Source organism: Aeromonas sp. WP2-W18-CRE-05 (assembly GCF_014168615.1).
GTDB lineage: Bacteria > Pseudomonadota > Gammaproteobacteria > Enterobacterales > Aeromonadaceae > Aeromonas > Aeromonas caviae.
The window spans coordinates 2,821,892-2,836,012 of record NZ_AP021917.1 but is presented as its reverse complement, the minus strand read 5'-3'; the positions used below and the strand labels follow the sequence as shown (position 1 = coordinate 2,836,012).

11 protein-coding genes are annotated in these 14,121 nt (G+C 64.7%); 6 read left to right on the top strand and 5 right to left on the bottom strand.

Annotated elements, in window-relative coordinates; all coding sequences use genetic code 11:
- The first annotated feature begins 88 nt into the window (after positions 1 to 88).
- The 5 genes from tyrR (at position 89) to hutW (ending at position 5,769) form a co-directional block, all read left to right on the top strand.
- Complete coding sequence (gene tyrR, locus H7R73_RS13230) at positions 89 to 1,636, top strand: transcriptional regulator TyrR (RefSeq protein WP_010674540.1); 1,548 nt, start codon at positions 89 to 91, stop codon at positions 1,634 to 1,636.
- 192 nt (positions 1,637 to 1,828) lie between these two features.
- The gene (locus H7R73_RS13225) at positions 1,829 to 2,377 is read left to right on the top strand and encodes a YfiR family protein (protein WP_182951743.1); all 549 of its coding nucleotides are present in this window, start codon (positions 1,829 to 1,831) and stop codon (positions 2,375 to 2,377) included.
- On the top strand, positions 2,374 to 3,615 hold the full coding sequence (locus tag H7R73_RS13220) for a diguanylate cyclase domain-containing protein (RefSeq protein ID WP_042863783.1): 1,242 nt from the start codon (positions 2,374 to 2,376) through the stop codon (positions 3,613 to 3,615). The genes H7R73_RS13225 and H7R73_RS13220 overlap by 4 nt, the downstream gene beginning before the upstream one ends.
- Positions 3,616 to 3,648: 33 nt before the next feature.
- Positions 3,649 to 4,137 (top strand): OmpA family protein, encoded by a 489-nt coding sequence (locus H7R73_RS13215; protein ID WP_010674543.1) that lies wholly within the window; start codon positions 3,649 to 3,651, stop codon positions 4,135 to 4,137.
- A 276-nt stretch (positions 4,138 to 4,413) separates the two neighbouring features.
- On the top strand, positions 4,414 to 5,769 hold the full coding sequence (gene hutW, locus H7R73_RS13210) for a heme anaerobic degradation radical SAM methyltransferase ChuW/HutW (RefSeq protein WP_103260019.1): 1,356 nt from the start codon (positions 4,414 to 4,416) through the stop codon (positions 5,767 to 5,769).
- 56 nt (positions 5,770 to 5,825) lie between these two features.
- Here hutW and xseA read toward each other — a convergent pair whose 3' ends face one another.
- The 5 genes from xseA to H7R73_RS13185 all read right to left on the bottom strand — a co-directional run bounded on the left by xseA (position 5,826) and on the right by H7R73_RS13185 (position 10,309).
- Positions 5,826 to 7,190 (bottom strand): exodeoxyribonuclease VII large subunit, encoded by a 1,365-nt coding sequence (gene xseA, locus H7R73_RS13205; RefSeq protein ID WP_103260020.1) that lies wholly within the window; start codon positions 7,188 to 7,190, stop codon positions 5,826 to 5,828.
- A 106-nt stretch (positions 7,191 to 7,296) separates the two neighbouring features.
- Positions 7,297 to 8,205: a DMT family transporter gene (locus H7R73_RS13200; RefSeq protein WP_103260021.1), complete on the bottom strand. Its 909-nt coding sequence runs from the start codon at positions 8,203 to 8,205 to the stop codon at positions 7,297 to 7,299.
- Between the two features lie 138 nt (positions 8,206 to 8,343).
- Positions 8,344 to 8,766 carry an ExbD/TolR family protein gene (locus H7R73_RS13195; protein ID WP_103260022.1) on the bottom strand — a complete coding sequence of 141 codons (423 nt, stop codon included), beginning with the start codon at positions 8,764 to 8,766 and terminating at the stop codon, positions 8,344 to 8,346.
- Positions 8,766 to 9,521: a MotA/TolQ/ExbB proton channel family protein gene (locus H7R73_RS13190; RefSeq protein ID WP_103260023.1), complete on the bottom strand. Its 756-nt coding sequence runs from the start codon at positions 9,519 to 9,521 to the stop codon at positions 8,766 to 8,768. Before H7R73_RS13190 ends, H7R73_RS13195 begins: the two co-directional genes overlap by 1 nt.
- Before the next feature lie 2 nt (positions 9,522 to 9,523).
- A complete protein-coding gene (locus tag H7R73_RS13185) occupies positions 9,524 to 10,309 on the bottom strand; it encodes an energy transducer TonB (RefSeq protein WP_103261122.1) in 786 nt (261 codons plus the stop codon).
- A gap of 465 nt (positions 10,310 to 10,774) precedes the next feature.
- Here H7R73_RS13185 and H7R73_RS13180 point away from each other — a divergent pair, with 465 nt between their 5' ends.
- Positions 10,775 to 13,981 carry an alpha-amylase family glycosyl hydrolase gene (locus H7R73_RS13180; protein WP_232092685.1) on the top strand — a complete coding sequence of 1,069 codons (3,207 nt, stop codon included), beginning with the start codon at positions 10,775 to 10,777 and terminating at the stop codon, positions 13,979 to 13,981.
- The last annotated feature ends 140 nt before the right edge of the window (positions 13,982 to 14,121 follow it).

Here is a 14,121-nt window from a genome sequence, read left to right as displayed (position 1 = left end):
CGCATTTTTGTGGGGGAGCGCTCGCACTGGCGGGATCGAGTCTGTATTATCCCGTTATTCAGAATGTTAGCTAGGAAGTGTGTGCCGAATGCGTCTTGAAGTCAGCTGTGAAGACCGTCTGGGCCTGACCCGGGAATTGCTCGACCGACTGGTGGAGCACAACATCGATCTGCGCGGCATCGAAATCGATACCTCAGGCATCATCTATCTCAATTTCCCCGAGCTGGAGTTCCGTGACTTTCAGCATCTGATGCCGGAAATTCGCCGCATTCCCGGCGTCTATGACGTCAAGACGATCCCCTACATGCCCTCCGAGCGGGAACACCACGAGATAGAGGCCCTGCTCAAGGCCCTGCCGGACCTGGTCTTCTCCCTCGACAGCAAGGGGCGGGTGACCCAGGCCAACCAGGCCGCCCTCACCACCCTGGCGTTGCCACCGGACGAGGTGCGCGGCGTGGCGATCGCCTCCCTGGTCAAAGGCTTCTCGTTTGGCCGCTGGCTGGAGTCGGGGGAGATCAAGCCCCAGACCTGCAAGCTGAGCCTCGGTGGCGAAGAGTACCTGGGCGATCTGATGCCGCTGTTCGTGGCCGAAGAGAAGGGCAAGCAGGCTCTGGCCGGCGCCGTGGTGGTGCTCAAATCCGCCCGCCGGGTCGGCATGCACTTCAGTGCCCTGCACGCGGTGGAAGTGGGGGGCTTTGAGCACCTCCAGGCCGAGAGCCAGAAGATGAAAGAGGTGCTGGCCCAGGCAGCCAAGCTCGCGATGCAGGACGCCCCCTTGCTCATCGTGGGGGAGACCGGCACTGGCAAGGAGTTGCTGGCCCGGGCCTGCCACGGCGCCAGCCTGCGCTCCAGCCACCCCTTCATGGCGCTCAACTGTGCGGCCATGCCGGACAACGTGGCCGAGAGCGAGCTGTTCGGCTATGCCCCCGGCGCCTTTGGCAACAACACCGAGGGCAAGCGCGGGGTGCTGGAGCTGGCCAGCGGCGGCACCCTGATGCTGGACGAGATCGGCGACATGTCCCCCCATCTGCAGACCAAGTTCCTGCGGGTGCTGCAAGACGGCGTGTTTCGCCGGGTCGGTGACGAGCAGGAGGTGAGGGTCAACGTGCGCTTCATCTGCACCACCCAGAAGCAGTTGCTGGATCTGGTCCATGAAGGGAAGTTTCGTGAAGATCTCTACTACCGCCTCAATGTGCTTAGCCTCAATCTGCCGCCGCTGCGCGAGCGCAAGGCGGACATCATGGCCCTGGCCCAGCAGTTCGTGTCGCGCTTTGCCAGCGAACTGCAGCGTCCGCGCCCGCGCTTTACCCGCAACATGGCCGAGTACCTCACCGCCTACCGCTGGCCCGGCAACGTGCGCCAGCTGCGCAACTGCCTCTATAGGGCCATGACCCTGCTGGAAGGGGACGAGATTGGACCCGAGCACGTGGACTTGCCGGTGGCGGCCGATGCCATGCCGCTCATCGACGAGTGGTTCGAAGGGGGGCTCGACGAGGCGGTGAAGCGTTTCGAGAGCCGCCTGCTGGAGCGGCTCTACCCGGCGTTCCCCTCCACCCGCCAACTGGCCAAGCGGCTCGGTGTCTCCCATACCGCCATCGCCAACAAGCTGCGCGAATATGGGATTGGCAAGAAGTAGTGTCGATGGACGGTGTCTGCCAGGGGCATTGAGCGCCTTGCAGGCACGGCTGCGACATCCGGTGACGCAACCGTGCCACTTGCCTCTGGGGGCTGGCCACCCGGCTGGTAAGCTCGGTGCGGTGTCATGCAGGCACTCTCATCATGGGCGTCGGGTGACCCCGGCGCCGACCTGGACACTCTCGCGGGCACCATGCAGATGTTTTGTTACCTCCGGTTACTGATGTGGCTGGCGCCACTGTGCTGCATGCTGATGCTGGCAAACCAGACCATGGCGGCAACCTCCGCCGAGGCGCGCAGCGAAATGGTGCGCCAGACCGTGCTCGATATCCTCAGTTACACCCGCTGGCCCAGCGAGCCCGCCAGACTTCGGCTCTGCATCACGGCGCCGACGGAATATGCGTCATCCCTTCTGACCATCGAACGGCAGGCCAATGGCCGACCGGTGGAGGTCCATCACTACGACATGGACGACGAGTCGCTGATCCAGCGCTGCGATGTCATCTATCTGGGGGTGCTGGCACCGGCGCAGCGCCTCTCCCTGTTCGAGCGCCTGCGCGGTCACGCCATCCTCAGCATCAGCGAGCAGAGCCGCGAGTGCATCGCCGATGCGGTCTTCTGTCTACAGGCCGGGGAGGAGAGGGTGCGTTTTCGGGTCAATCTGGATGCGCTGGCCCGCAGCGGCGTGCGAGCACACCCGGCCGTGCTCAAGCTGGCGCGAGCCGATGAGGAGGTGCGATGACGGTCCATCACGCCACTCCCAGGCTTACCCTGCGACAGAGTCTGGGGCGCACCCACATGATGATCTCCCTGACTGCCGTCTGCATGGCCGGGCTGTTTCTGACCGTCACGGCGCTGCTGGCGCTGCGCCTTTATGCGGATCACAACCTCAAGCTGGTGGCGCGGGCCATCAGCTACACCACTGAGGCGGCCGTGGTCTTCCATGACAAGGAGGCGGCACTGGATGCCCTGGAGACCATCACCTCCCGGGAAGACATAGCCAGCGCCAGCATAGTGCTGCCGGACGGCCAGGTACTGGCGAGCTGGCGCCGGGACATCACTACCCCCTGGACCACCCTGGAGCAGCACCTGGCCCGCCTGATCCTGCCGGGGCCCGTGGCGCTCCCCATGGTGCGCGAGCACAAGGAGATAGCCAGGGTGCATCTGGTCGGTCACGGCCAGTACCTGCTGCGATTTCTGTTGCAGACCCTGCTGGCTACCCTGGTGTGCCTGCTCATCAGTATTCTCGGGGCACTCCATGTGGCGCGCCGGATGCAGCGCTCCATCACGGCCCCCCTCAAGGCCCTGACCGAGGTGGCTTACAACGTCAGCCGCCAGCGGGCCCTCAAGGAGCGGGTGCCGGCGGCCAATATAGCCGAGCTGCACGAGCTGGGGGAGGATTTCAATTCGCTGCTCGACGAGCTGGAAGCCTGGCAGGCCCACCAGAAGCGGGAGAACGCCAGCCTGCTGCATCAGGCAACCCATGATCCCCTGACCGGTCTGCCCAACCGCGCTCTGTTCGAGGCTCGCATGGGGCAGGCCATTCTGGCAGGCAACAAAGGGCATGAAGGTTTTGCCCTGCTCTATCTGGATTGCGATCGTTTCAAGCAGATCAATGACAACCTGGGCCACGGCATCGGCGACGAAGTGCTGATCGCAGTGGCGCGGCGGGTGCAGCATCAGCTCAGACCCCTGGATCTGGTCTGCCGGCTGGGGGGAGATGAGTTCGTCATCCTCCTGACCCCGATCCAGGGGGAGGACGAGGTACGCGAGGTAATAGGGCGAGTGCAGCAGGCCATGAACACCCCCGTGGTATTGAGTGACGGTCGCCATCTCGGGGTGGGGATCAGCATCGGCTCTGCTCGCTATCCCGAGCAGGGGAGGACGGCGGATGCCCTGCTGCAATGGGCAGACGACGCCATGTATCAAGCCAAACGACAACGCAGGGAGGAGAGAGAAACACGAAAAACGAGCACGTGAAGTTGAACCGGAAATAGTGAAAGGATGATAAGAATGCGCATGTTGAACCCGATCAAAGCGGGCCTGGTGGCACTGTTGCTGAGTGTGCTGGCGGCGTGCCAGAGCCCTCCCCAGGGGCTCACGGCGGAGCAGATCGCCGCCTTGAAGGAGCAGGGCTTTCACCTGACCGACGAGGGATGGACCCTGGATATCTCCAACAAGGTGCTGTTCGCCAACAATGTGGGGGCCCTCAACCCCGAGACCCGCCAGGTGGTGGAGAAACTCGGCAAGGCCCTGATTGAGGTAGGACTGAACCGGGCCCGGGTGGACGGTCATACCGACTCCAACGGTGATGAGGCCTACAACCAGCAACTCTCCCTCAAGCGGGCACGGTCGGTGGCCGATGTCCTGGTGTCGGTGGGTATGCCCCAGGGGAACCTGGATATCCGCGGCCGCGGAGAAGAGGCGCCCATCGCCGACAACGCGACCGCTGCCGGACGAGCGGAAAATCGCCGGGTTGCCATCATCATCGGCAATGGCTGACCCCCGTCAGCCGGTATCCGCGCGGCGCTCCCGTCGGGAGCCTTGAATCAACCGCCTGATCCCGTGTGTGCCACCACTCTCCAGTGGGAGAGTGGCTCTCTTCCCTTGTTGTTTCACGCCTTCCTTGCCTGACGCGCTGCTGCCCTGATGGGGACAGAGTGTAGGCTCAATCCTTCCCGACTTGATCCAGCACAAATACCTGCAACTGATATTCGTTATCATTTGTGTTATTTACGCAGGGTAACCCCAGTGACGACTCTCCAGCTTTCTTCGACCATGACGGGGCTTTGTACCCCGGATCCCCTCAAATTCGCCTTCACCGCCAAGACGTCGGCCCATGCCAGCCGGGGAGGGGCCGCCCCCCTGATGCTGGACGATGCCGGCTGGCAAGCCTGGTGGCAGCAGGAGAGCGAGGCCAAGGCCCGAGCGCTCTATATCCATATCCCGTTTTGCCGCAAGCGCTGCAGTTTTTGCAACTTCTTCGAAAACGGCGCCAATCCGGCGCGCATGAGCCGCTACATGGAGGCACTCTGCGGGTCGCTGCACCAGGCAGCCGAGACGCCGCTCGTCCAGAGCCGGCCTTTCTCGGCGGTCTATGTGGGGGGAGGCACGCCGACCGACATGGAGGCGGGCGATCTCGCCCGCCTGGCCAGCGCCATCCGCCGTTTTCCCCTGACCGTGGATGCGGAGCTGACCCTGGAGGGGCGGCTCAACGGCTTTGATGACGAGAAGTGGCAGACGGCCCTGGCGGGTGGCTTCAATCGTTTCTCGTTCGGCGTACAGAGTTTTGATACCCGCGTGCGCCAGCAGGCGGCCCGCTTCGATGACAGGGAGACCTTGCTGGCCCGGCTGGCGGCGCTGACCCGCCACAACGAGGCGGTGATCGTGGCGGATCTCATCTTCGGTCTGCCGGGTCAGGATGAGGCCGTGTGGCGCCAGGATATTGCGGATGTGATGGCGAGCGGGGTGCACGGGGTGGATCTCTATCAACTCATCTCCATGGCGGGCACCAATCTGGCGCGCGCCGACGAGAAAGGCACCCTGGGCTGGGCCGCCGATGGCCAGCAGCGGGCAGTCATGTATGCCGACGGGGCCCGGACACTGGAGGCGGGGGGTTGGGAGCGGCTCTCCTGCAGCCACTGGCGGCGCATCGATGCCGAGCAGAGCCGCTACAACCAGATGGCCAAGTGGGGCGCCGAGATCCTGCCCTTCGGCGCAGGGGCGGGGGGCAACATTCACGGCCACGGCCTCATGTATGGCCGGGAGCTGGCGCCCTGGCATGAGGCGCAGGCGAAGGGCGTGCGTGCTCCCGGCATGGTGATGAGGCCCAATCCTGATGCCCGTCTCGACGGGTTGCTGAGAGGGGGGCTCGACACCGGATGGCTGGCGTTGTCGCAATTGCCACAGGGGCTGGTCTCCCACCTGATGCCGCTCTTTGAGGCCTGGCAGCGACACGGGTTGGCACGGCTCTCGGCCGAGCGTCTCGCCCTCACCCTGGCGGGGCGTTTCTGGAACGTGAATTTGCAGGCCGGGTTGTTCGAGTATCTGAGGTGCAATCCACCGGGGGGGATCAAGGGGGGCGAGAAACCATCCGGCCACCCGGGCAAGATGGCCGGTCATGCCCTGGTATAACGGGCTATCGGAGCACAGAAAGGTGGCGGGGGCCTGGTGCAAGCCCCCACTTTTTGTCAGCAGTTGTCGACCTCGTCCACCCGTACCCGCAGCGCTCCCTCTGCGAGGGTGGTGATCAGGGTCTGGCCTGCATTGACCTGGGATGCGCGGCGGATCACCTCCCCGGAGGGGGTGCGCACGATGGCGTAACCGCGCCCCAGGGTGGCCAGCGGGCTGATGCCGTCGAGGCGGGCTCCCAGCATGGCGAGGCGGTGGCGGGCGAGATCCTGGCGTTTTGCGATGAGGGCATGGAGGCGCTCCTCGGCCAGCTGGTGACGACGTTTGCCGATGGCCAGCAGCTTTTCGGGGCTTCTGGCCTGCAGGCGCATGGCGAGGCCCGCGAGGCGCCGCTCCCCCTGGTGCAGGCGATCACGCAGGTGCTGCTGCAAGCGGCGGTCGAGCTCGTCGAGGCGCTGGGACTGCTGCTCCAGCCGTCGCTTGGGATCCTGATGATCGAGCCGCTTCTGCAGCAGGACGAAGCCATGGCGGGCGGCGACCTGGTGACGGCTCATGGCCTGGGTGAGCCGCTGGCGCAGGTGCACGAGGCGCTGGGCGCGGGTGCGCCTGTCCGGCGCCACCAGCTCGGCGGCGGCAGAGGGGGTGGGGGCACGAAGGTCGGCGGCAAAGTCGCTGATGGTGACGTCCACCTCGTGTCCTACGGCGCTCACCACGGGGATGGCGGAGCCTGCGATGGCCCGTGCCACCGCCTCTTCGTTGAAGCACCAGAGATCTTCAAGGGAGCCGCCGCCGCGTCCGACGATGAGCACATCCACCTCGGCGCGGCGGTTGGCAAGCATGATGGCCGAGACGATCTGGGCGGTGGCGGCGCTCCCCTGCACCTGGGTCGGGTAGATGAAAACGGGCAAGTCCGGGGCGCGGCGGCGCAAGACGGTCAGCATGTCGTGCAGGGCGGCGCCGGTGGCGGAGGTGACCAGCCCCACGGCGCGGGGTTCCCGGGGCAAGGGGCGCTTGCGCCCTTCGTCAAAGAGCCCTTCGGCCCCGAGGCGGCGCTTGAGCTCCTCGAAGCGCAGGGCCAGCATGCCATCCCCGGCGGGCTGCATGGACTCGATGATGAGCTGGTAGTCGCCCCGGGGTTCATAGAGGGAGACTCGCGCCTGCACCAGTACCTGCATGCCATCCTGGGGACGGAACGGCACCCGGCGGTTGTTGCCCTTGAACATGGCGCAGCGCACCTGGGCCGACATGTCCTTCAAGGAGAAGTACCAGTGGCCGGAACTTGGCATCGCCAGGTTGGAAAGCTCGCCGGTGAGCCACACCAGCCCCAGATCCTGCTCCAGGATCATGCGCACGGCGCTGTTGAGGCGGGTGACGGTGAAGATCTGCTGTTGTCTGCTTTGACTGGCGGGTTCGAGGTGATTCAAGGCTGGCCCTGCTGTGGTGTCCGCCGGGGCGGGAGAAACGATGGGGGTCATCTTACCCCAGTTGCGCCCATCTGCCGAGCCATGGGTCCGGCAGATGACGCGGAGCCTAGGCTTGTGCCTTGGCCGGCTTGACGGCTCTGGCGGGGCTGGTGACCAGCCAGACCGCGAGGCAGACCACGGCGCCGCCGAACACGAAGCCGCCGGTGAGGGTTTCCCCCAGCACCAGATAGCCCCACAGGATGCCGAAGGGCGGAATGAGGAAGGTGACAGTGAGGCTTCGCAGGGGGCCGATGTCGGCGATCAGCCTGAAATAGAGCAGATAGGCGAAGGCGGTGCAGAGGAAGCCGACCGCCAGCACGCTGGCCCAGACCCCAGGCTGGGCCCAGTCGACGGCGGGGCCGGTCGCCAGGGTGTAGCCGAAGAACGGAAGCAGGAAGAGGACGGCCCCTATCTGGCTGCCAAAGGCCACCAGTTTGGCGTCCAGGCCTCCCCGCTCGGTGACCCAGCGCCTCGTCAGAAAGCCGGCGCAGCCATAGCAGGCGGTGGCGATGAGGCAGGCCAGCACCCCGATGGCCAGTTGGCCGCTCAGGTCGACCTCCCCGGTGGTGGTGATGAGCCCGATGCCCACCAGCCCCAGCATCACCCCGGCCCACTTGCGCAAGGTCAGCGCCTCGTGAAAGAAGGAGAAGCCGATGAGGGCTCCCATCAGGGGCGTGGTGGCGTTGAGGATGGCGGAATACCCCGCGGGCAGCCAGAGGGCCGCCACGGCATACATCAGGAAGGGGACGCCGGAGTTGATGATGCCAAGCACCATGATGGATTTGAGCTTGCCCTGAAACTGCATGGGGGTGCGCAGCAGCAGGAGCATGGCGGCGAGCCCGACGAGGGCGAAGAAGACCCGCAAGAAGGTGGTGTTGACCGAGCCGAACGCCGGCGCCGCGATGCGCATGAACAAGAAGCTGGCACCCCAGATGGCGGCCAGCGCCAGCAGTCTCACGTAATCCGATGTTCTCATCTTCTCTCCTTGAAATGGCGGGGCGGCCTTGCATCATGCAGGGCAGTCCCGCCGCTGGCAACCGGGTATAGGGGCGGCCAATAAACAAGGCACCACCTGGCTGATGCCTTGTTACACGAGTTGCTCTCTTCCTGGCCATCACTCGCTTTCAGGCTGGCTGACGAACGCTATCTTGTGTAACCCGTGCTGGGAGGCCTGTGCCATCACCTTGGCGATGGCGCTGTACTCCACGCGCTTGTCGATGCGCAGCTGGATCTCGGGGATCTCCGGCTTGGCCTCGCTGGCCTTGACCATCTCGGCGAGCAGCGCCGTCTCATCGACCTGCTTGTCGTTCCAGTAGATCTTGCCGGCACCGTCGATGGAGAGGATCACATCCTCCTGCTTGGGCTGATTGACCTGGCTGCTGGCCTCGGGCAACTCGAGCTTGACCGCGTTGGTGAGCAGGGGGGCGGTGATCATGAAGACGATGAGCAGCACCAGCATGACGTCGATCATCGGGATCATGTTGATCTCACAGAGGGGCTGCTCGTCCGATTCCCCGGGAAGTTTGCCGAAAGCCATTACATCTGCCCCTGCTTGGCGCTGTCGACGGCGGCCAGTGGCGTCACCCTGGAGGCGCTCTGCTCCACGCCGGTCACCAGCAGGGTGAACAGGTCGTAGGCAAACTCGTCCAGCGCCGCGAGTTTGAGGCGGTTGCGGCGCACGAAGAAGTTGTAGATCAGCACAGCAGGCAGGGCGACGGCGAGACCGAAGCCGGTCATGATGAGGGCCTCACCGACCGGGCCTGCGACCTTGTCCAGGCTGCTCTGGCCCGCGGCCCCTATGGCCAGCAGGGCGTGATAGATGCCCCAGACGGTGCCAAAGAGCCCGATGAAGGGGGCCGCGGAGCCGACGGAGGCGAGGAAGGCCAAGCCGTGCTCGAGGCGGATCCGCTCCGCGCTGATGGTCTGGCGCAGGGCGCGCAGCAAGAAGTCGTCGGGGGAACCCAGCTTGAGGGAGGCGGCCCGTCCCTGGGATCGCTCAATCTGGGCAACCGCCGTCAGTGCCGCACTCGTTATCCTGCCGCAGGCTTCTTCAGGGGGCGTCTGGGCGAGCTGGTTCGCCATCGCCTGCACGCTCTCATGGTGCCAGAAGGCCCCCAGGAAACGGGCGTTCAGGCGCTGCTCGCGATGGTCAAGCCAGAGCTTGAGCAACCCGTAGTAGCAGGTGCCGAGCGACATCAGTACCAGCAGGATCAGCGGGATCAGGCCCACCCCGGTGTTTTGGCTGAGCAGATGCGTTATGCCCATCCCGCTTGTTTCGATTTCCGGATTCATGGTTAGTTTCCTAGCTTGAAAATAATGGTAACCCCTGTCCAGGCTGGGACGGCGGTATTGTTCTGTTTGGCTGGAATGAAGCGCCAACGGCTGACGGTCTTGCGGGCGACCATGTCCAGGCGTCGATGACCACTGCTCTGCTCCACGTCGACCGACTCGGCGGTGCCCTCCTTGCTGACTCGGACCTTCAATACCACGCGCCCCTCTTCTCCCCGTCGGCGTGACTCCGGAGGGTAGGGAGGCTCGGGGTTGTTCAGCCTGGCATCCCGAGCGATGGGCGCACTGCTGCCGGCCCCGGCCCCAGTCTGGCGGGACTTGGTCGGCGGCGCACTGGCGCCACTCGCGCTCTGGGTATTGACCGCCGCCTGCGGGGTAGCAGGCGCAGAGGGCGCGACCACCGGCTCGGCCTTGGCCACTGGCGCTGGTTTGGTCATCGGTACTGGCTTGGGCTTTGGCGGAGTGGGCGCCGGTTTGGGAGCCGGTTTCTTGACGACCGGCTTGACCACTTTCGGCGGCACAGGTGCCGGTTTCTTCACCTCCCGAGGGGGAGCCGGAGTGGCCGCTGGCGCCGCCGGCTTGGCCGGTGCGTCATCTTTGTCCGACTCGCCGGCCCAGCGGGCAGACAAGGTGATGGGCTCGGGGGGCGTGACGGGGGCGGGGCGGCTGCCTTGCATCAGCCAGAGGAGGGCGAGATGCAGGGCAAGGGCGACGGCCAGGCAGGCAAGGTGAACCGGGCCAAATGCCGGCTTGTCGCGGCCAAAGGTCGGCCTCATTGCGCAGGCGTCCATCAGCCTGCCTTCTCGCTGGTCGTCATATTCGTACTCGAATGTCGATGGGATTGGCCCCGAAATCGGGCCTCGGCGCCCAGCATGCGCCATCGGATAGCCTGCAAACAAGAAACATTATCAATCGCGTTTTAATCAGGTGCGTCAGCGCCAGGGCCGCCCCGAGCCATGATTGGAGGCGAGAAAGGGAGCGCCTTCGGGGCAGACACGCCCAAGGACTGTCCATGTCAGGGGGGCGCCACAGCGGGTCGCGCCGCTCTCTCCCTCGCTCAAGCAGAAATGAAAGCGCTATCAATCACATCTGCATTATCCACGGGGCGATTTCGGTCACATTTCATACGCATTGGCCATGAATCGACCAGTGCACGCCCTAGACTGGCGTGACTCATTCGAAGGCGGGACATCGCGGATGAGGAATGCCGGGACACACCGGCATCACACACAAACAATGAAAATAAAGGACTATCAATGGCTAGATGGATACTCGCGGCCGGATTGTTGGGAACCCTGATCACGGCGCCGAGCACGGCGGCGGAGTGGTTCTTCCGGGGCACCGCGAATGGATGGGCGGCGACCGCCATGACGTCGACGGACGGCGTCAATTTTGATACTTGCCAGCGCTTCGTGAGCGGGGATGCCAGCGGCGGCCCGCGCTTCAAGATAGACAGATACGGCAACTGGCAGCAGAGCTACCCGGCGGCCGACTACGGGGTCAATGCCAACACGGCGTACCAGATCCGCATCAACGCGAGCACCCAGGCGGTGAGCGCGACGGCGGTGGCCAGTTGCGAGGCCTCGGGGTTTGCCAGCACCTTGCCGCAGCTCAACGTGCGCGGCACCTTCAACGGCTGGGCCAGCCTCCCCATGACCCTGGTAGGGGATCACCTGTGGCAGGTGGAAGCCTACCTGGATGGCAAGGCGAGCCAGCGCCTCAAGTTTGATCAGGCTGGCGACTGGGCCGTCAACTTTGGCGACAGCAACGGCGACGGCGTGCTGGAGAAAAGTGGCGGCGACATCTTCTGGAGCGCCGTGGGCACGGTGCGCATCCAGGTCAACGATCAGACCCTGGCCTACAGCATCACCCCCATTGGGGATGACAACCAGCCGCCGCTCGCGGTCATCACCCCGGGGGGGACGGTGAACGTGACCCAGGGGGCGTCGCTCACCTTGAGCGGCAGCGACTCCACGGATCCCGACGGCCAGATCGCGAGCTATCTGTGGAGCAGCGGCGAGACCACGGAGAGCATCGTCGTCAACACCACCCAGACCGGCACCTTCACCTATGGCCTCACGGTCACCGACGATCAGGGCGCCAAGGGCAGCAGCAGCGTGAGCGTGGTGGTCGGGGCAGGACAGAGCAGCGACAGCTGGTACTTCCGGGGCACGGCCAACAACTGGGGGCTCACCCCCATGACCAGCGAGGATGGCACCATCTTCTGCACCGAGCAGGCCTTTGGCAGCAACAACCCCCGCTTCAAGATTGACCACAAGGGGGACTGGACCGAGGCGTATCCGGCCCAGGATTACCTGGTCAGCGCCAACACCAGTTATCGCATCTGCTTTGACAGCCTGCGCAAGGCCATCGAGGTGGAGACGCTGGCCGGGGCCGATCTGCAGGCCCCCACGGTGACGGCTACCCCGTCTCCGGGGAGTTATGTGGACAGTCAATCCATCACCCTGGGAGTGAGCGACGATCAGGACAGCGCCCCCGCCGTGCATTTCACCACGGACGGCAGCCAGCCCACCACGGCATCGGCCCGCTATGCAGGCCAGCCCCTGCTGGCGAGTGACAAGGGGAGTGGCACCGATCTGGTGATCCGCACCCTTGCCATCGACGCCAGCGGCAATCAGCGCGAGCAGCGCTTCGAGTACCGTATCGGCGAGCAGGGGGTGGCGAGCGGCGATTTTCGTGCCGAGAGCATCTACTTCCTGCTGACTGCCCGCTTCTATGATGGCGATGCCAGCAACAACTACTACAACCGGGATCGCTACAAGGCGGGGGATCCCCAGTGGCGTGGCGACTTCAAGGGGTTGATCGCCAAGCTCGACTACATCAAGGATCTCGGCTTCACCGCCATCTGGGTGACGCCGCCGGTGGAGAACCGCTCCGGCCTCGACTACCACGGCTACCATGCCTACGACTTCTACAGGGTCGATCCCCGTCTGGAGTCGCCGGGGGCGGGTTACCGGGAGTTCATCCAGGCGGCCCACGCCAAGGGGCTCAAGGTGATCCAGGATGTGGTGCTCAACCACTCGAGCCAGTACGGTCTGCGCGGCAAGACCTGGATCGATCGCCTGCCCGTCAAATACTACGTACCGGCGGGGTCGAGCCAGGGGCTCATCAACAATGGTCCCTATCAGGGCAATCTCGGGGACTACGCCAGTGCCAACCGCTGTGACGACGACAACCCGGCGGCTCCCGACTGGTACAAGGCTCGCTGCCAGTCCGATCCGGCGGGCACCCAGCCCCTGGTAGACCCCAAGACCGGCGCCACCGTGCCGAGCGCAGGCTACAACCCCAACCGCTTCTTCGGCATCGACGCCCAGACCCTGGATCCCGCCTGGTATCACCTGGACGGTTTCATGTCCGGCGGTGACTGGGAGAGCCCGCTCGCCCTGCAGCGCAAGCACATGGCGGGGGACTGCATCGATCTCGCCACCGGCAACCAGAACGTCAAGGACTACCTCAACGGCGCCATTCGTCAGTACCTCGACATGGGGGTGGATGCGATTCGCATCGATACCTTGAAACACATCGAGCGGGACGAACTGCTGACCTATGTCCATGACTGGCAGGCCCACAAGCCGGGGCTGTTCGTCTTTGGCGAAAACCTGGTCAAGGGCACCGGCTGGGGCTCTGAGCTCGCCAACGACAATGCCTCGGCGGTGATCCGCCCCTGGTGGTATACCCGCACCACGCCGAACCCGGCCGATCCCCGTGCAGGGGGCGATTCCGGCCTCTCTGTGCTGGACTTCTCGCTGTTCTCCACCTTCCGTGACAACGTCACCCGGGGGAACTTTGGCGGGGTAGGGGGGATTTTCGCCATGGACTGGGTCTATGGGGATGCCACCAAGCTCATCACCTTCTTCCAGAACCACGACGTGGGGCCGGACAACGACTTCAAGTACCGCTACGGCGGGGAAGAGGGGAATGCGGCCATGACCTACAACCTGCTCTGGACGGCGCGGGGGATCCCGACCCTCTACTACGGGGAGGAGGTGATGTTCCAGGCGGGCAAGCCCCAGGACATCGACGGGGCCACAATGACGGTGGATCAGACCGGTCGTGCCTACTACGGAGATGTGCTGGACAACCCCGCCACCCCGAGCCACCCGCTCTATCAGCACATCAAGCGCCTGAACCAGATCCGCAAGGCGGTGCCCGCCCTGCAAAAAGCGCCCATGAGCCAGGTGAACGAATGGGGGAGCGGCATCAGCTTCGTGCGTGATCTGAGCGCCCAAGGGAGCTACGCCGCCGTGGGCCTTGCGGCCAACTCGGCCCAGCAGATAAACCTGAGTGGCCTGAAGAACGGCACCTACACGGACGCGGTAACCGGTGCGAGCCAGAGCGTCAGCAACGGCAGCCTGAGCTTTGCGGTGCCCGCCTATTCGGCGCGGGTCTGGGTACTGAACGGCCCGGGCAAGGTGGGCGCAGACGGCAAATACCTCAAGTAAGGAAGCCCTGTCACAAGGTGCAGCGAGTCGGCCTTCGGGCCGACTTTTTTATTCTGCCTTCTGCCTCTGCCTGAATGGATGCCCCATCCTGATGGGACTCTGGCTGCGGAGGGGCTGGTGGATGGGCAGACCTGTGGACT

Bases quoted from the DNA above. Each gene is read 5' to 3' on its own strand.
- H7R73_RS13200 (WP_103260021.1), bottom strand. From the start codon at position 8,205: ATGAGAACATCGGATTACGTGAGACTGCTGGCGCTGGCCGCCATCTGG.
- H7R73_RS13225 (WP_182951743.1), top strand. From the start codon at position 1,829: ATGCAGATGTTTTGTTACCTCCGGTTACTGATGTGGCTGGCGCCACTG.
- H7R73_RS13190 (WP_103260023.1), bottom strand. From the start codon at position 9,521: ATGAATCCGGAAATCGAAACAAGCGGGATGGGCATAACGCATCTGCTC.
- tyrR (WP_010674540.1), top strand. From the start codon at position 89: ATGCGTCTTGAAGTCAGCTGTGAAGACCGTCTGGGCCTGACCCGGGAA.
- H7R73_RS13195 (WP_103260022.1), bottom strand. From the start codon at position 8,766: ATGGCTTTCGGCAAACTTCCCGGGGAATCGGACGAGCAGCCCCTCTGT.
- hutW (WP_103260019.1), top strand. From the start codon at position 4,414: ATGACGGGGCTTTGTACCCCGGATCCCCTCAAATTCGCCTTCACCGCC.
- H7R73_RS13185 (WP_103261122.1), bottom strand. From the start codon at position 10,309: ATGGACGCCTGCGCAATGAGGCCGACCTTTGGCCGCGACAAGCCGGCA.
- H7R73_RS13215 (WP_010674543.1), top strand. From the start codon at position 3,649: ATGCGCATGTTGAACCCGATCAAAGCGGGCCTGGTGGCACTGTTGCTG.
- H7R73_RS13180 (WP_232092685.1), top strand. From the start codon at position 10,775: ATGGCTAGATGGATACTCGCGGCCGGATTGTTGGGAACCCTGATCACG.
- H7R73_RS13220 (WP_042863783.1), top strand. From the start codon at position 2,374: ATGACGGTCCATCACGCCACTCCCAGGCTTACCCTGCGACAGAGTCTG.